A 17,143-nucleotide genomic window follows, 5' to 3' on the forward strand; every position below is an offset into this window, starting at 1 on the left:
TTGCCACTATTGACGCTTCCAAAACGGCAAGGTAGTGCGAAAACGAGGGGCTGGAGGGGCTGTACGGCGGGGTTTTCGCGGTCGAAATGCATGGATTACGCAGGTGACCGAAACAAAAAAGGCGCTCGTAAGCGCCTTGTAAAACTACTTTCACTACAAGCGGTAAATGAGACACATGAGTTTGTCTCAAATACCAGGTTCTCCGATATGTCCGCTATTTGAGACTTCCGGAAAGAAACTGCTTGAGGCGCTCGCTACGCGTGTTGCGGAACACTTCGTCGGGATGGCCTTCTTCTTCTACGCGGCCCTGATGCAGGAACATCACGTGGTTCGACACATTGCGCGCGAATGCCATCTCATGCGTGACAACGATCATCGTGCGGCCTTCCTCGGCGAGCGTCTGCATGACCTTGAGGACTTCGCCGACCAGTTCGGGATCGAGCGCGGAAGTCGGTTCGTCGAACAGCATCACGTCGGGATGCATCGCCAGAGCGCGCGCGATCGCGACGCGTTGCTGCTGGCCGCCGGACAGATGCGACGGATACTGCTTCTCCAGGCGCGGCGCGAGACCGACCTTCTCCAGATACTCGCGAGCGCGATCTTCGGCTTCCTTGCGCTTGAGGCCGAGCACGTTCACGGGCGCTTCGACGATGTTCTCGAGCACGTTCATGTGCGACCACAGGTTGAAGTGCTGGAACACCATGGACAGCTTGGTGCGCACGCGCTGCAACTGCTTCGGGTCGGACACGCGCAACGCACCGTTCTTGGCGATCTGCGTGCGGACTTCTTCGCCGTCTACGAAAATGCGCCCGGCGTTCGGCTGTTCGAGAAAGTTGATGCAGCGGAGCATCGTGCTCTTGCCGGAACCGGACGAGCCGATCACGCTGATCACGTCGCCGGCGTTGGCCTTCAGCGTGACGCCCTTGAGAACTTCGTTATCGCCGTACTGTTTGTGAAGCTCGTCGACGAAGAGCTTTTGCTTCGTTGTGTTCATCAGAATCCTTGGGCGTGCTTACGTGCTGGCGCAATGCGCCGGTTACTTGCCTTGCGGCCGCAGGTAAGCGAGCCAGCGGCGCTCGGCGCGGCGGAACAGCCACACCAGCGCGAAAGAAATGCACAAATAGAGCAGGGCGGCGATACCGAACGCGTTGAACGACTGATACGTCGCGGAGTTGACGTCGCGCGCGATCTTTAGAATGTCCGGCACGGTCGCGGTGAATGCGACAGTCGTGGCGTGCAGCATCAGGATGACTTCGTTGCTGTAATAAGGCAGCGCGCGGCGCAGCGCCGAAGGCAGAATCACGCGCCGGTACAGGGTGAACGACGACATGCCGTAAGCGCGTGCCGCTTCGATTTCGCCATACGGCGTAGCCTTGATGGCGCCGGCGAAAATCTCGGTGGTATAGGCGCAGGTGTTCAGCGTGAACGCGAGCAGCGTGCAGTTCATACCTTCGCGGAAAAACGCGTTGGTCAGCTCGTGATTGCGGACGATCTCGAGGCTATACAAGCCCGTGTAGCAAAGCAGTAGCTGCACGTAGAGCGGCGTGCCGCGAAAGATGTACGTGTAGAGCCACACGAGAGTGGAAAGCCATTTCTTCTTCGACACGCGCGCCACGGCGAGCGGAATCGACAGGCAGAAACCGAGGCCGATCGACACCACGAGCAGCCACAACGTGATCGCGAGGCCGGTGAAGCGATAGCCGTCGGTATAAAGATAGTTGCGCCAGTATTCCTGAATGATCTCGATCATAGATCCGCCTTTCGCACGCCAGTCGAGTAACGCTTTTCGAGGTACATCAGCACGAAGTTGGACACTGTGGTGATGACGAGGTAGATCGCCCCCGCGAACAGGGTGAAGAAGAAAAACCGCAAGGTGCCTTTACCCGCGTCCTGCGAAGCCTTGACCACATCCGCGAGGCCGATGATCGACACGAGCGCGGTAGCTTTGACCATCACCTGCCAGTTATTGCCGATGCCGGGCAGCGCGAAGCGCATCATTTGCGGGAACATGATGCGCGAGAACACCTGCCAGCTCGTCATGCCGTAGGCCGCACCCGCTTCGAGCTGGCCGCGCGGCACGGCGAGGAAGGCACCGCGGAACGTCTCGGTGAAGTACGCGCCGTAAATGAAGCCGAGAACCGCGACGCCGGCCACGAACGGGTCGATGTCGATCTGATCCCAGCCGAGTAGGTCGGTCAGATTGTTTAGCCAGATCTGGATGCTGTAGAAGAGCAGCAGCATCAGCACGAGGTCGGGCACGCCGCGCACGAGCGTGGTGTAGACCGTGCCGGCACCGTGCGAGAAGCGGTTCTTCGACAGTTTCGCCGCCGCGCCGACGAGGCCCAGCAAGAAAGCAAGCGCCAGAGACAACACCGCCAGTTTGACGGTCTGCCAGGTGCCGTTGAGAAGCAGCGGGCCGTAGCCTTGAAGGAACATATCGGGTCCTTGACGATGCGTTTGCGACGCACCGCGAAAGACGCGGCCGGCTCTGCACCGCATGTACCGCGAGCTTCGCTCGCCGTGATCCGCGGTGCACAGCGTACCGCTGTGCAAATCATGACTGCATGACCGTTGGCGATCTTGCAGCGCGCTTTTCGACTCTCTTTGAAACTAGACCGACTGTATTACGAAGCCCGGGGGAAGCCCATGCGGGCGAGCCCCGAGTTCCATGGTGCCCGCGCCTCGCGCGAGCAGGCGAAGTGCCTGAAGCGGTGGCCCGCCTGTGAACCGTGCTCAGTGTCCGATCAGTGCCCAGGATAGATGTCGAAGTCGAAGTACTGCTTTTCGAGCTTCGTGAACGTGCCGTCCTGATGAACCTGTGCAAGAGCCCGATTGAACATGGTCCGCAGATCGGCGTCTTCCTTGCGCAGACCGATGGCCGTGCCTTCGCCGATGGTTTTCGGGTCCTTCACTTCAGGACCGGCCCACGCGAAGCCTTTACCGCGCGGCGTCTTCAGGAAGCCGGCGTCGGCCTGGATCTCGTCCTGCAGCGCGGCGTCGAGCCGGCCGGAGGTGAGATCGGCGTAGACCTGGTCCTGATTCTGATACGGCACGACGGTCACGCCTTTCGGCTCCCAATAAGCCTTGGCGTAGGCTTCCTGGGTCGTGCCCTGTTCGACGCCGATGCGCTTGCCCTTCAGGGATTCAGCGGTGGGCAGGAGCGGCGAGCCGGCTTTGGCGATCATGCGCGCGGGCGCGTCGAACAGCTTGTCGGAGAAATCAATCTGCTCGCGACGCTTGTCCGTGACGGTCAGCGACGACACGATCGCGTCGAACTTCTTGCCCTTCAGTGCCGGGATGATGCCGTCGAAATCCTGCTCGACCCACACGCACTTCACGTTCATTCTTGCGCACAGCGCTTTGGTCAGATCGACGTCGAATCCGACGACCTGGCCGCTGGCCGCCTTCGATTCGAACGGCGGATAGCTGGCGTCGACCCCGATGCGTACGGTTTTCCATTCTTTTGCCATGGCGCCGGTGGCCATGACGGCGAGCGCTACGCACAGTGCGAGCTTCTTCATGTTTCTCCTGGGTCAAACTGATCGTCGTGGTGTCCGATCCCGACGAACGCCGGCTTGTGGCCGGCGCCGCTATTCTAGGCGGCCAAAATTGTCGCGCCGCTATGGGTCCCCTGCGCGGCGTTTCGGCGTTCAGGCGCTTTTGCGGCCACCATGTACGATGAAAAGCGCGGTATTTTACCCGAACAGGGGCGCGGCGCCAGTGCGCAATGCCGGTCGGACAGGCGCGGCGGCGCACGCGTTGCGTATGCGCGACGCGTAGGCGGGTTCAGCCAGAGTGAGATCGGCCGCGGCCTCGTGCGATTACGCGGATTTGCGAAACGATCCGGTGCATTCGCGCCGATTGTGCGGCGGGCGCGCAGCCCATACATTCTGGCCATCGCCAGATTTGACAGGGAGTACCTCATGATCGAAATTCGCCGTTCCGACGAACGCGGCCACGCCAACCACGGCTGGCTCGACTCATATCACAGCTTCTCGTTTGCCGACTATCGGGACCCGGAGCATGTCCATTTCGGTCCGCTGCGGGTGATCAACGAAGACCGCATAGCGGGTGGCCAGGGCTTCGGCACGCACGGACACCGCGATATGGAGATCGTTACCTATGTGCTCGAAGGGGCGCTTGCGCATCGCGACAGCATGGGCAACGGCTCCACGATCCGTCCGGGCGACGTGCAGCGCATGAGCGCCGGCACCGGCGTGATGCACAGTGAGTTCAACGCATCGCAGGACGAAGAGGCGCATCTGCTGCAGATCTGGGTGATTCCGCAACGCGCGGGCGATCAGCCGGGTTACGAAGAGAAGCACTTCGAGGCCGCCGACAAGCGCGGCCGGCTACGGGTTGTCGCTTCGCCCGACGGCCGCGACGGCTCGGTGACTATCCACGCGGACGCGTCGATCTACGCCGCGCTGATCGACGGCACCGAGCAGGCAACGTTCACACTGCCCGAAGGACGACTCGCCTATGTGCACGTGGCACGCGGCTCGCTCACGGTGAACGGCGAGGCGCTTGAGGCGGGCGACGCGGCCAAGCTCAGCGAAACAGATACGGTGACGCTGGAAAAAGGCCATAACGCCGAAGTGCTGCTGTTCGACCTCGGCCGGCTCGAAGGCTAAAGAGCGTTGGCTGCAGGCGGTCCTGGCCTAACTGGTTGAGCGCGCAACGACCTCGCAAGCGCGAGGTCTCCCCTGGATCACTCGCCGGGACCGCGCTAATAGAAGCTGAGAAGACACCAAAAACGCCACGGAGAAGCTCCGTGGCGTTTTTTTTGAAGGCGACCACGCGAGTCGCGCATTTGGCTGCGCGGTTGCGCGTGGCTTACTGGGGTGGCTTACTGATTTGCAGCAGGCGCCGATGCCGCACCCTGCTGGTGATGCTGCCAGCGCTCGCGCATCTTCTCGTGACGCGATTCCATCTTCGCAAAGCGCTGCTTCAGCGCGGTGCTGACGGTTGTCTTCTGCTGATCATTCAAGCCGTTATAGAACTTGAGCCAGGCGTCGGTGGTTTGCTGGCGCAACTGAGCGTCTTTCTGCTCGATCTGCTGATGCGCGGCCGCCATTGCGTTCAGATCGAGAATCGGCTGCTGCTGCGCGGACTTGAACTGGTCCTTCATCTGCTCGTGGTTCGCGCGCATCGCCTCGTGGCTCTGCTTCATGGTGTCGAGCGCGGCTTGCCACTGCTTTTCCTGATCCGCGTTCAGCTTCAACTGGTCATGAAGTTGCGTGAGTTCCTTCATGAAGTGCCCATGCCAACCGCCGGGGCCGCCGTGGGCCTCGTGAGCGGGTTGAGCCGCATAGGCTGCGCCCGCGCCGATGGCGAGAGCGGTGGCGGCAACGGCGAGGGCGCGCGAGATTTTTCTGGTGGACATGTCATGCTCCTTGTAATGGAATAGCCGACGATGCATCCGATCACTTTTGACGGCCTGCATTCGGTAAGACACAGCGTAGAGAACTGCATCGACCGCTGTGTTACGTGCCCTGGTGCCGCTGTTACGGGCCATTACGTGCAGCTTTCACGGTAACACCCGGTAACCCTTGAGGCCTGCTTGAAATCGAAAACCGTTCCTGTCGCGCGTTAAACTTCATTCCATGGCTACTCAAATACTTGTTGTCGACGACGACGTCGAATTGCGCGATCTGCTGCGCGACTATCTGGCCCGCCAGGGTATCGAAGTGTCGGTGCTGCACGACGCGGGCTCGCTCGAACGCAGGCTCGAGCGCGAGCGTCCCGATCTGATCGTGCTCGACCTGATGATGCCGGGTGTCGACGGGCTCACGGCGTTGCGCAAGCTACGCGCATCGGGCGACGACATTCCCGTCATCATGCTGACCGCGCGCGCTGACGACGTCGACCGGATCGTCGGGTTGGAACTCGGTGCTGACGACTACCTCGGCAAGCCGTTCAATCCACGCGAACTGCTTGCGCGCGTGCAGGCAGTCTTGCGCCGTCGCCGCACGCTGCCGTCGGCGGCTGCTCCCGAGCAGCGCGAGCCATTCAGCTTCGGCCGTTTCACGCTGGACTTCCAGTCGCGCACGCTGCATCTGGAGGACAAGCCGCTTACGCTGTCCGGAAGCGAGTTCGCGCTGCTGAAAATTTTCGTGAACCACCCCATGCGTACGCTGACGCGCGAGCGTCTGCTGGAGTTGCTGCACGGTCCCGAGTACGACGGCACCGACCGCGGCATCGACGTGCAGGTGTGGCGTCTGCGGCGCATCCTCGAAACGGATCCGTCCACGCCGCGCTTCATCCAGACAGTGCGCGGGCGGGGCTACGTGTTCGTGCCCGACGGCGAACAGCATGCGCCGGCCCATTGATTCGCTGTTCGGGCGGCTGGCATTGCTGGTCGTCGCGGTGTTGCTGCTGTCGCATTTCGCGTGGTACGCGCTCATGCGCCTCGAGCGCAACCAGTTGCAAGCGCGTTACGCCGTCGAAGAAGCCACTTTCCTCGTTGACGCGGTGCGTCAGCACGTCGTCCGTAACCCCGACCAGCCGTTGCCCTCGCGTGTGAAGCTCGTCGATCCGACGAGCCCCGAGGTGCCGCCGGAATCCCCGAACATGCCGCCGCCACTGGAACGTTTTATCGAAGACGTTCGCGACCGCATGCCGTCCGGCACGCAGGTGCGCGCCGGCTTGCCGGGCGGCCCGCCCACGTTGTGGGTGCGCGGAACCGCCGACCACAGCTGGATCGTCGTGCCGGTTCAGCCGCTGCGACCGCCGCGTTCGCTCGACCGCACCGTGCTGTGGCTCGTCATGATCTTCTCGTTCGCGGTCATGGCGGCACTCTTCGCCGCATGGGCGCTGCAGCAGCCTCTGCGCTCGCTAGCACAGGCGGTTGCGCGGTTCGGACGTGGCCTGCCGGTGCCGCCCGTGCCCGAGCGCGGACCGCGCGAGTTGAGGCAATTGACGCACGGCTTCAATCAGATGGTTCAGGAAGTCGCGCGTACCGAGAACGACCGCGCGGTGATGCTCGCGGGCGTCGCACACGATCTGAAGACGCCGCTCGCGCGCTTGCGGCTGCGTGCCGAAATGATGGATGAAGCCAAGATGCGCGACGGCGTCGTGCGCGATGTCGATTCCATGACGCACATCGTCGAGCAGTTCCTGGTGTTCGCGCACGACGGCGCCGACCGCAGCGAACCGGTCGAAGTCGACGCGCAATGCGAACGGGTTGTGCGCAGTTATCGCGCAGTGGCCTCGGGCGCGCCGACCGTGGAAACCGACCTGCGGGCGGGTCCCGGTTTCCGCCTTCCCGCCGCGACGCTCGATAGAATTCTGTCGAACCTGCTCGACAACGCGCACGCCTATGGCGCGCCGCCAGTCGTCGTTGCCACTGCACGCACCGCAGAAGGCTTCACGCTGTCGGTGAGCGACAACGGCAAGGGCATTGCCGCGCAGGATCTCGTCAATGCAAGCCGGCCTTTCGTGCGGCTCGACCCGGCGCGCGGCGGCAACGGTCACAGCGGTTTGGGGCTCGCCATCGTCGAGCGGCTGGTCCGGCGCGCGGGCGGAGAGTGGGAGATCGGCAACCACGGCGGCCGTGGCTTGCGGGTCTTGATGAGCTTTCCGTTTTCCGCCGTGCCTCAGGTGAAGACGGCCTCGGAAAGCGTCTGGTGATGTGGTCAGAGGCGCGGCCGTGCGCCGCGTCTTTCGCTGCTGTTGTCCGCGCCCTTGGCACGATGCCCACTGCTCGAGCCTCTTTTGAAGCCGTCGCGAGGAACACGGGTGCGGAACCAGAACGCGGCATCGAGCTGGGCCAAGCGCCGCGCTAGTCGGAGAAGAGCGTGTTCAGCGCATTCGCTGCTTCGCTATCCACCGTATTCCAGGTCACGGTTTCGGCTTCGAAAATATAGTGCGTCGTGTACTTGCCGAGGCGCGCGAGGATTTCTTCCTGAATGACCTCCGGCGCGACATCCAGCTTCAGATACCAGGCCGTGGACGACAGGCGCGTCTGAAACGCGCCGTATTCGGCCAGCAGATGGTCGAACGCGTCAGCATCCTGATCGCGGCAAACGATGACCAGATTTCCCTTCATGCGAATCTCCCGTTAAAGCGGTAGCGACAACCAAGGTCAGTGTCGATCATACCTGCTTGCTTGCGGGAAGCCCGGCGCTTCGGCTTGCGTTGCGTCAGACAGCGGACACGCGGTTACCAGATGTTGGCCACCGTGCGCGCGGACGGCGCGGTGTCGTCAGGCGGCAGTGCTTCGGTGCGGTCGCGGCCGCCGGTCTTCGCGGCGTAGAGCGCCGTGTCGGCGCGGCTCATGATCCGTTCGGGGAGGTCGTCCACGGAAAGTTCGGTGATGCCGATGCTCACGCTGAGCGTGACCGAGGCGGGCAGCTTCGCCGACGGCACGGCCTTCAGGCGCAGGCGCAAGCGTTCGACCACTTCGCGGCCCCCGGCAAGATCGGTGGCCGGCAGCAGCAACCCGAACTCCTCCCCGCCGAGCCGGCCGATCGCATCGGCACCGCGCAGTTCCGCACGGCACGTGTCGACGAAATGTTCGAGCGCGCGGTCGCCCGCGGCATGGCCGAAGCGGTCGTTGATCTGCTTGAAGTGATCGAGGTCCGCGATAGCCATGCATAGTGGCTGATTGCCCAGATGCGCACGGTCGATTTCATGGCGCAGCAAGTCGAGGAAATAGCGGCGCGACAGCGCGCCGGTCAATGCGTCATGACGCGCCTCCGCCGACAGCAGCGTATTGGCCGATTGCAACTGTTCGGCAAGGTCGCGCGTGGCCCGATGGTGACGCCGCTCGCGCACGTACGAGACGGTGATCACCCATGCAAGCGCGACGGTGCCGGCCAGCGTCAGGAATACCAGCAGATGATCGCGCTTATGGTTGCGCAGCAGTTCGGGCCAGGCGGGTAACGGCTCGACGAGGTGCGCCGACAGCCCCGAATTCAGACCGCCGCGAGTCTGATACAGCGACGGTCCCGGCTGCCCCGCCGAAGCGAACAGCTGTTCCGCGACAGCGGCCGACACCCACGGCGCTGCCTCGCGCACCTGCGCGTCCACGTGTATCTGGATGTCCGGGAACGTGTCGCGGCGATAGGTCAGCTTGCGCTCCGCTGCGCGCATCTTCGTCACTGGGGAGTCCGGCAGTGCGTGGCCTTCGAGCTTGCTGTCGTGCGCCATGATGATGACGCCGTTACCGTCGGCGACGAAGGTCCCCGCATGGGCGACCCAGTGCCGCAGCCGCGCGATCCCCACCTTGGCGACGACTGCACCTGTGAGTTCTCCGTCCGCATAGACCGGCACGGCGATGAAGATGCCGGGCTCGCCACTCGTGCGGCCTACGCCATAGGCTTCCGAGAACGCGCCGAGCAGGGCGCTCGTGAGATAAGCCCGCACGCGCATGTCGACGCCGACAAAGGAACTGCGCGGCATATCGGTGAGGACATCGCTCGCGGCCACGCAGATGCCATTCGCATTCACGAGCCACACCTGATCGAGACCGGAGAAGCCCTGCGCGCGGTGCAGGAAGGTGCTTACGGCGGTCATTCGCGGGTCTTTTAGCAACGCGGCGCGCAGGGCGGGTTCCGTCGTCTCGCCGTTCGCGGCATAATTCCGGGATTGCACCAATGCGTTCTGAACCACGTCCATTTCGGCCATGGTTGCAGGAATGGCCCGCGACATCGCGAGGTCGCTTGCTATCACCTCCGCCATGTTGTCGACGATAGAGGCCGACATCTGGCGCTGGGCGTGCAAGGTCGCGGCAAGTTCTTGCTGTACCATCCGGTCCGCGACCATGCCGGCCACGAACCAGCAAGCCAGTAAGATCAGCACGAAGACGATCGGGCCGGTTGCCTGGCGCAAGGTTGTCCTGTTCATCGACCCTCTGATCCGTCTGGCTTAGACATGCAACTTGCTATTCGTGGCAGCGCCGCGGCGCTGTTTCGCCCCGCGGCGCTGTTTCGCCCCGCGGCGCTGTTTCGCCCCGCGTTTCGCGATTGTGGGAACGGCCGTTTGTGCGCCGTCGCTGGTGCTCGGGATAAGCCACCAACGCAGTGCATCTTTGTGGATTCTAACCGGCATGGGGCCAGACGCCACCGTTATTGAGGCGTGAGATCTCATGGGCTTCACCCATCAGGCTCTTAACGGCAGCCCGGCCGGTTTCTTGATGCCCCCGCGTGACAGAGCGAAGCGTAATTCCGCAATCGCGGCATCAATGAGCCTGACCGGCCTTTCGATCAATGGTCGTGAGGCTGCCCAAAAAATAGGCTTGCGGAACGGCTGCTTGCTGCCGGCGGAAGGCCGCTGTCAGGTCATTGCCGGGCTGTTGTCAGGCGGCCGCTATAAGTTGTCGCGATTTGCCTTCAAAGGTTGTGCCTGAAACATAGGATGGTGTAGTGTCGTGCCGTCCAAAACAAAGGAAAGCTCGCCAGCCTACGGGCGGCGCCTGCGGCGACAGGATTCTGGCTTGACGGTTGGGGGTTGCGGGGCGGCTTACCCGTGGGCACTTCCGTCGCTGGTCCACGTGTCACCAACGCTAACGATTTACCGCGCACACGCGTTTTGCCATGCCTGATTTCCGCTTTCCGGACCGATCGTCAGACCGCCGCGCCGAAGTCGCGGCCTCGTTCGCGCGTTTGTTCGCCTGTATGAATGAGGAGTGGGTCTGATGGATTTCAGCTTCAACCTGAAGCGCACCGCCAATGCGTCGGCATGGCGGGTGCTGCCCAATCGCTGGGACTTCGTCGCCTTTCCGCTGATCATCTGCATCATCGCAATGGCGGCGATCGGCTTTCACGAGACGCTCGCGCCGATGTCCACGCTGAAGACCCAGGCGATCTCGCTCGACCCCGCGAACCTGCCCGAGTATGCAATGCGCACGACATTGCGCATGCTCGCGGCGATGGTCGCGTCGCTGATATTCACGCTGGTCTACGGCACACTTGCCGCGAAGAGCCGCCGGGCGGGTCTCGTGCTGGTGCCGATTCTCGACATCCTGCAGTCGGTGCCGGTGCTCGGCTACATATCGTTTACGGTCACGTTCTTTCTCGCGCTGTTTCCGGGCCGCGTGCTGGGCGCCGAACTCGCGGCGATCTTCGCGATCTTCACGAGCCAGGCGTGGAACATGACGTTCAGCTTCTATCAGTCGCTGCGCACGGTGCCGCGCGATCTCGACGAAGTTTCGCGCGGCTTTCACCTCACTTCGTGGCAGCGCTTCTGGAAACTCGAAGTGCCGTTCTCGATGCCCGGTCTCATCTGGAACATGATGATGTCGATGTCCGGCGGCTGGTTCTTCGTGGTCGCCTCCGAGGCCATCACCGTCGGCAACAACACGATCACGCTGCCAGGCATCGGCGCCTATCTCGCGCAGGCGATCGTCGTCAAGAATCTGCACGCGATCGGCTGGGTGATTCTCGCGATGACCGTCGTGATTCTCGCGTACGACCAGTTGCTATTCCGTCCGCTCGTCGCATGGGCTGACAAATTCCGTATGGAGACCACGAGTTCGGGCGACGCCCCGGAATCGTGGCTGCTCGATCTGATCCGCCGCACACGCCTGATTCACCGCTTGCTCGTGCCGCTCGGCTGGATGTTTGCGAAGGCCGCGCGCGTGCCGTTCCGGCTGCCCGCGTTGCAAAGGCCGCGTTTCCAGATCCCGCAGATACAGAAGAGCTCGCGCCTTGGCGACATCGTGTGGGCGGCGCTGGTCCTGATCGGCACCGTCTATGTCGTGTATCGCGTCTTCATATACGTGCGCACGGGCGTTTCTCTCGACGAAGTCGGCCACGTTTTCATGCTCGGCCTCATCACACTGTTGCGGGTGGTGGTGCTGATCGCCATCGCGTCCGTGATCTGGGTACCGGTCGGCGTGCTGATCGGCTTGCGGCCGGCGCTCGCCGAGAAGATTCAGCCGCTCGCGCAGTTCCTCGCCGCGTTTCCGGCCAATCTGCTGTTTCCGGTATTCGTGATCGTGATCGTTCGCTTCCACCTGAACCCGGACATCTGGCTGTCGCCGCTGATCGTGCTCGGCACCCAGTGGTATATCCTGTTCAACGTGATTGCCGGCGCGACCTCGTATCCGAACGACTATCGGGAAGCGGCGAAGAATTTCCACATTCGTGGCTGGCAATGGTGGCGTCAGGCCATGTTGCCGGGCATTTTCCCGTACTACGTGACGGGCGCGATCACCGCGTCGGGCGGCGCGTGGAACGCGAGCATCGTCGCGGAATTCGTGCAGTGGGGCGACACGAAGGTTGCGGCGCACGGGCTCGGCGCTTATATCGCGCAGTCCACGGCAGCGGGCGACTATCCGAAGATCATCGTGGGTATTGCGGTGATGTCCCTGTTCGTGACGCTCTTCAACCGCCTGCTGTGGCGTCCGATGTACGCGTACGCCGAAGCCAAGCTTCGGCTGGACTAAGCGCGCCCCACTTTGCCGCTCGCGCCGGGCCCACAACGGGGCCGTGCAAAGCTCGGGCGGCCCGGCGTTTCTTGAGAATTGAAGGCATAACGCGATGCAAAATCCTAAAGCTGCTATGACCGCCGCGCCGATCCAGACGCCGCCGAAGCCGCCGCGCCTCGGCGAAGAGATCCTGCGTGTCAAGGACGTGTGCCGCGGTTTCAACAAGTCGCAGGGCGAACTACTCGTTCTCGACGACGCGAACCTGTCGCTGCGCGAAGGCGAGATCGTCGGTCTTCTCGGGCGTTCGGGCTCGGGCAAGTCGACGTTGCTGCGCATCATCGCCGGTCTGATCGAGCCGACCGACGGCGAAGTCACCTATATGGGCAAGCCGCTCGACGGTCCCGCGAAGGGCGTCGCGATGGTATTTCAGACCTTCGCGCTGTTCCCGTGGCTGACCGTGCTGCAAAACGTGGAAGCCGGGCTCGAGGCGCAAGGCGTGGCCGCGCGCGAGCGGCGAGAACGCGCGCTCGCGGCAATCGACCTGATCGGCCTCGACGGCTTCGAGAACGCCTATCCACGCGAGTTGTCGGGCGGCATGCGCCAGCGCGTCGGCTTCGCGCGGGCGCTGGTGGTCGATCCCACGCTGCTGCTGATGGACGAACCGTTCTCCGCGCTCGACGTGCTGACCGCCGAAACGCTGCGTACCGACCTGCTCGACTTGTGGACGCAGGGCCGCATGCCGATCAAGGCCGTGCTGATCGTTACTCACAACATCGAGGAAGCCGTGTTCATGTGCGACCGGATTCTGGTGTTGTCGTCGAACCCGGGCCGGGTGATTGCCGAGATCAAGGTGCCGTTCAAGCATCCGCGCAATCGTCTCGACCCTGCGTTCCGCCGTCTGGTCGACGAAATCTACGCCAAGATGACCGCGCGTCAGACGGACGAGAAAACGAGGAAGGGTCTGGAGCTGCACAGCTGGCTGCCGCATGTGTCGACCAACCTGATGGCTGGTCTGATCGAGACGCTGGCCGCCGCGCCGTATCACGGCCGCGCGGACATGCCGGAAATCGCACGCTCGCTGCATCTGGAGGTGGACGATCTGTTCCCCGTGGCCGAAGTGCTTCAGCACCTCGGTTTCGCGGACGTGCGCGAAGGCGATATTTTCCTGACGCCGCCCGCACGCGTGTTCGCGGAATTCGGTACGCAGGAACGGAAGATGATGTTCGCCGAGCACCTGTTGCGTCATGTGCCGCTCGCCGCGCGAATCAAGAAGGTGTTGAACGAACGGCCGGGGCATCGCGCGCCACGCGTGCGCTTCGAACAGGAACTCGAGGATTTTCTGTCCGACAGCGCCGCCGAGGAAACGCTCGACGCGGTCATCAACTGGGGCCGTTACGGCGAGATTTTCTCGTACAACGATCAGACCGAAATCTTCAGTCTGGAAGACGTGGAGTCGTGAGCGCGACGGCGCTTCTGCGCGTCGCTTATTGAAAACGGCAGGGGAGACCCTGCCGTTTTTTCGTTCTGCCGTGTGATCAGAACAATGTTTGCTGGCGCGTCCGCGCTACTGCAAATTGCCCCAACGTTCGACGGCCGGTTCCGCAGAAGCCCATTTCCAACCCTTGTCCTGCTGGCACGCGCTGGCGGTGTACCAGTCTTCGTGAGCGCCCGGACCGTCGCCGTCCCGCACCGAGAACACGAATTCCTTGCAAAGCGCGAGCGCTGAGCCGAACGCGCGCGTGACGCGCACTTCGCCGTGACCGTTTTCAATGGGCAGCGTGTGTTTGACCGACCAGGGTCGCGTTTCGCCGACGGGCATGGCGCCCGCCAACGCCGCGATCAGGTTCTGCTGGTCGGTGTGCATGCTGCGCATATAGCGGCCCACGGCTTCGTCCGTTGCGGCCTGAACGGCGATACCCACACCGATGCCGACCGCCGGGTTCGACGTGACGAGACCCGACGCGACACCGGCGGCGGCGCCGCTTGCCGCGCCGATCGACGCGCAACCGCTCGTGAGCAGAGTCGCGCTGACACATAGCGCGGCTGCAACCGCTGTCAGGCTCAGGCGACGCAGCGGCTTTCCAGTCGCAAGCGCATGCGCCGTCATTGCAGTGCACCCCAGCGTTCGGTGGCGGGCTCGGCCGAAGCCCATTTCCAGTTTTCGCCGTCGCGGCAGATAGATGCGACGTAAAACGCGCTGCTTGCAGGCACGTTCTTAGTGGCGATGTGGTCGACTGAAAAGACGATTTCCTTGCAGTCCAGCGTGCCCGCGCTAATCGTTCGGCTGACGGTGACGCGGCCGTGTTCGTCGTCTTCGATCGGAACGGAGTGCGTGACGCTCCATGGTGCGACGGCGCCGACTTCGAGCGGTCCGGCGATCTTCGCGATGCCGTCCTGCGTGTTCCGGTGGACCACCCGCTCCGAGTACTGCACGCCGGCTCTCGCTGCGGCCACTGCGCCAAGACCGATACCGGTGGCGACGGCGGCGTTATTGGTAACCTGCGCCGCAATCGCGGCGCCGGCGATACCCGCGCCGGCCGTGGCGCCTTCGGTATAGAGCGAACTGCAGCCGCTTAGCGCCGACGAGACCGCCACCGCCAATACGGCCAACTTGACGGCATCAGGCCGCCGGCGCGCGACCGATCGTTCCAGGCGGGTTTTCAAGCGGGTTTTCAAGCGCGGTCTCAACCACTCGGCCCACACCATTTTCTTTCGCATTCCCTGTCTCTACTTTTCTTACGTGTTCGCGTGCAGAGGCCGCCCAGAACAAGCAGCGCCTCTTCCCATCGACGAAAAATGGGCTGCTGCATTTTGCAGGATGCGTTTTGTAAATGGCAGCGGAAAAGTGCAAGAAATTGCAAAAGATGGTGCGGGTCAAACCGGATTCTGTTCAATGACAGGCCGGTTTGATTGGTGGTGCGAACTGATTGCGGGAGGAAGTTCTGAGCAGACGCGGTTAATGTTCGGTATCTTCTTCCGCGCCTTCGTCGCCGTACGCGCTCAGGCGGTTATAAAGCGTCTTCAGGCTTACTCCAAGCGCTTTTGCCGCGCGCCGCTTGTCGCCGCCGCAGTACTTCAGCGTGCCGAGAATGATCTGCTTCTGAGCGTCGGCGAGTGGCGTGCCGATCCATACGCTCATCGCGTCGCCTTGCGTGACTGGCCGCTTCACCTTCGACGCAAGATGCGGATGCGGCAACTCGACCGTTTTCTCGGCGAGGATAAACGCGCGGTACACCGCGTTCTTCAACTCGCGCACGTTGCCCGGCCACGACCATGTGCGCAGCGTTTCGATCGAGCGCTTGCTGAAGCTCTTGCTGGTGCCTTCCTGCTGATTGAGTTGCGCGAGAAAGTGCTGGGCGAGCAGTTCGCGGTCGTTCTCGCGCTCGCGCAGCGGCGGCGCGCGCAACGGGAAAACCGCCAGACGGTACATCAGGTCTTCACGCAGGCCGTTTTCCTTGACGGCCACGGCCGGGTCGCGATTGGTGGCGGCGATCACGCGCACGTTGCCGCTGATCAGCTCATTGCCGCCCACCCGATAAAACGTGCCGGTTTCGAGCGCGCGCAAAAGTTTCACCTGACGCACGGGCGCCATTTCGGTGACTTCGTCGAGGAACAGCGTGCCGCCGTTCGCATGCTCGAAGTAGCCGATGCGCCCTTGAACGGCGCCGGTGAAGCTGCCTTTTTCATGGCCGAAAAGTTCGGCCTCGATCAGTTCGTCGGGAATCGCACCGCAATTGACGGCGACGAAGGGCGCGTCCTTGCGGCTGCTTTGATCGTGAATCGTGCGGGCGATCAGCTCCTTGCCGGTGCCCGATTCGCCGATGATCAGCGCGGTTGCGTCGGTGCTCGCGACGCGCTCGATCTGCTCGTACAAGTCGAGCATCACCGGCGACGAGCCGTAAAGCAGGCCGTACGATTTCAGTCCCGCGATGCCGTCCGTGACGCGCTGCTTCGCCTGAGCGGAAGCGCTGCCGCCAGCGGACACAGTGGGCGAGTCCACATCGATTGACGCCATAAACGGGGAAGTCCTGTGCAAATGAGTTCGTTGTTGCGGCGCGCAGGCCTGGGAACGAGACAGCTCTTGAAGTCGTATCTCACAAAAGTCGATTTAACCACTTCGACGGCGCTTCCTGCAATCTATGTGTCAGCTATCGATGAACTGTGGCCGCAAGTCGGTCGAAAGTGCCAAGGGTGAATGCTGCCTGTAGGCGTGTTCGCTAAAGTTACCGGGCACAGGGTTTGCGCCTTCCTCCCGACACGCGTGCGCTTTCGCCGCTAGCAACGCGGCGCGCGAACGCTGACCCTAGACGAGGAGTGAAACGATGACTGACACGACGCAACAGCTTGCACTCGGCGGCCAGAAGATCGTCGAGGATCTGCGGGTGCTGCTCAAAGACTCGGAAGAAATGCTGCGACTCGCTGCCAATGTGCCGGGCGAGGGCGTAGGCGCATTGCGCCAGAAACTGGGCACCCATGTGGAAACGCTGCAATCCGCACTCGGCGATGCGCAGGATAACGCTCAGCGCCGCTATCGCTCGGCGACCGTCAACACGGAACGTTACGTGCGGCAAAACCCGTGGAGCTCGGTCGCCATTGCAGCCGGCGTGGGCTTTGTACTGGGCGTCCTGACTGCACGGTGACGATCGGCTATCAGCTGATGATTGACTGAATTTCAGCTCAATACCGCTGGTCATGGCCAGGTCCCCGCTGCGCGCTCGCTGGGACCTGCGCAGAGCGAAACTGCCACGCCTTGATCCCGGCCCACGCCTC

General features: G+C 62.8%; 17 protein-coding genes. 7 read left to right on the forward strand and 10 right to left on the reverse strand.

Annotation, left to right across the window (positions count from 1 at the left end; genetic code table 11):
* Positions 1-214: 214 nt before the first annotated feature.
* The 4 genes from H281_RS0101135 to H281_RS0101155 form a co-directional block, all read right to left on the reverse strand.
* Entirely contained in the window at positions 215-994 is a 780-nt protein-coding gene (locus H281_RS0101135; protein ID WP_020065251.1) for an ABC transporter ATP-binding protein, read from the reverse strand.
* A 42-nt stretch (positions 995-1,036) separates the two neighbouring features.
* On the reverse strand, positions 1,037-1,750 hold the full coding sequence (locus H281_RS0101140; RefSeq protein WP_020065252.1) for an ABC transporter permease: 714 nt from the start codon (positions 1,748-1,750) through the stop codon (positions 1,037-1,039).
* On the reverse strand, positions 1,747-2,436 hold the full coding sequence (locus H281_RS0101145; protein ID WP_020065253.1) for an ABC transporter permease: 690 nt from the start codon (positions 2,434-2,436) through the stop codon (positions 1,747-1,749). The genes H281_RS0101140 and H281_RS0101145 overlap by 4 nt, the downstream gene beginning before the upstream one ends.
* A gap of 308 nt (positions 2,437-2,744) precedes the next feature.
* Positions 2,745-3,521 (reverse strand): ABC transporter substrate-binding protein, encoded by a 777-nt coding sequence (locus tag H281_RS0101155; protein ID WP_020065255.1) that lies wholly within the window; start codon positions 3,519-3,521, stop codon positions 2,745-2,747.
* Between the two features lie 402 nt (positions 3,522-3,923).
* On the opposite strand from H281_RS0101155, the gene H281_RS0101160 reads away from it, so the two are divergent.
* Positions 3,924-4,634, forward strand: coding sequence for a pirin family protein (locus tag H281_RS0101160; protein WP_027804192.1), 711 nt, complete (start codon positions 3,924-3,926; stop codon positions 4,632-4,634).
* A 215-nt stretch (positions 4,635-4,849) separates the two neighbouring features.
* Here the strand turns inward: H281_RS0101160 and H281_RS0101165 are convergent, their stop codons facing one another.
* Positions 4,850-5,386 (reverse strand): periplasmic heavy metal sensor, encoded by a 537-nt coding sequence (locus H281_RS0101165; RefSeq protein ID WP_020065257.1) that lies wholly within the window; start codon positions 5,384-5,386, stop codon positions 4,850-4,852.
* A 220-nt stretch (positions 5,387-5,606) separates the two neighbouring features.
* On the opposite strand from H281_RS0101165, the gene H281_RS0101170 reads away from it, so the two are divergent.
* Together H281_RS0101170 and H281_RS0101175 are read left to right on the forward strand one after the other, a co-directional pair.
* Complete coding sequence (locus H281_RS0101170; RefSeq protein ID WP_013338547.1) at positions 5,607-6,332, forward strand: response regulator; 726 nt, start codon at positions 5,607-5,609, stop codon at positions 6,330-6,332.
* Positions 6,316-7,632, forward strand: a complete 1,317-nt coding sequence (locus tag H281_RS0101175) for an ATP-binding protein (protein WP_020065258.1) — start codon at positions 6,316-6,318, stop codon at positions 7,630-7,632. The genes H281_RS0101170 and H281_RS0101175 overlap by 17 nt, the downstream gene beginning before the upstream one ends.
* A gap of 151 nt (positions 7,633-7,783) precedes the next feature.
* Here H281_RS0101175 and H281_RS0101180 read toward each other — a convergent pair whose 3' ends face one another.
* Positions 7,784-8,050 carry a double-stranded DNA-specific endonuclease gene (locus H281_RS0101180; protein ID WP_020065259.1) on the reverse strand — a complete coding sequence of 89 codons (267 nt, stop codon included), beginning with the start codon at positions 8,048-8,050 and terminating at the stop codon, positions 7,784-7,786.
* Positions 8,051-8,163: 113 nt separating this feature from the next.
* Positions 8,164-9,849 (reverse strand): sensor domain-containing diguanylate cyclase, encoded by a 1,686-nt coding sequence (locus H281_RS0101185; RefSeq protein ID WP_027804193.1) that lies wholly within the window; start codon positions 9,847-9,849, stop codon positions 8,164-8,166.
* 241 nt (positions 9,850-10,090) lie between these two features.
* Here H281_RS0101185 and H281_RS36710 point away from each other — a divergent pair, with 241 nt between their 5' ends.
* From H281_RS36710 to H281_RS0101205, 3 genes are all read left to right on the forward strand, one after another.
* On the forward strand, positions 10,091-10,351 hold the full coding sequence (locus tag H281_RS36710; protein WP_020065262.1) for a hypothetical protein: 261 nt from the start codon (positions 10,091-10,093) through the stop codon (positions 10,349-10,351).
* Positions 10,352-10,639: 288 nt separating this feature from the next.
* Entirely contained in the window at positions 10,640-12,391 is a 1,752-nt protein-coding gene (locus H281_RS0101200) for an ABC transporter permease (protein WP_020065263.1), read from the forward strand.
* Between the two features lie 94 nt (positions 12,392-12,485).
* Positions 12,486-13,832: an ABC transporter ATP-binding protein gene (locus H281_RS0101205; protein WP_013338552.1), complete on the forward strand. Its 1,347-nt coding sequence runs from the start codon at positions 12,486-12,488 to the stop codon at positions 13,830-13,832.
* Between the two features lie 105 nt (positions 13,833-13,937).
* Here H281_RS0101205 and H281_RS0101210 read toward each other — a convergent pair whose 3' ends face one another.
* The 3 genes from H281_RS0101210 to H281_RS0101220 all read right to left on the reverse strand — a co-directional run bounded on the left by H281_RS0101210 (position 13,938) and on the right by H281_RS0101220 (position 16,388).
* Complete coding sequence (locus tag H281_RS0101210; RefSeq protein ID WP_020065265.1) at positions 13,938-14,480, reverse strand: hypothetical protein; 543 nt, start codon at positions 14,478-14,480, stop codon at positions 13,938-13,940.
* Complete coding sequence (locus tag H281_RS0101215) at positions 14,477-15,091, reverse strand: hypothetical protein (RefSeq protein WP_027804194.1); 615 nt, start codon at positions 15,089-15,091, stop codon at positions 14,477-14,479. Before H281_RS0101215 ends, H281_RS0101210 begins: the two co-directional genes overlap by 4 nt.
* Before the next feature lie 238 nt (positions 15,092-15,329).
* The gene (locus H281_RS0101220) at positions 15,330-16,388 is read right to left on the reverse strand and encodes a sigma-54 interaction domain-containing protein (protein WP_020065267.1); all 1,059 of its coding nucleotides are present in this window, start codon (positions 16,386-16,388) and stop codon (positions 15,330-15,332) included.
* 307 nt (positions 16,389-16,695) lie between these two features.
* On the opposite strand from H281_RS0101220, the gene H281_RS0101225 reads away from it, so the two are divergent.
* Entirely contained in the window at positions 16,696-17,013 is a 318-nt protein-coding gene (locus H281_RS0101225; protein WP_020065268.1) for a DUF883 family protein, read from the forward strand.
* Positions 17,014-17,143: the final 130 nt, after the last annotated feature.

It is taken from the genome of Paraburkholderia caledonica (assembly GCF_000383275.1).
GTDB classification, from domain to species: domain Bacteria; phylum Pseudomonadota; class Gammaproteobacteria; order Burkholderiales; family Burkholderiaceae; genus Paraburkholderia; species Paraburkholderia caledonica.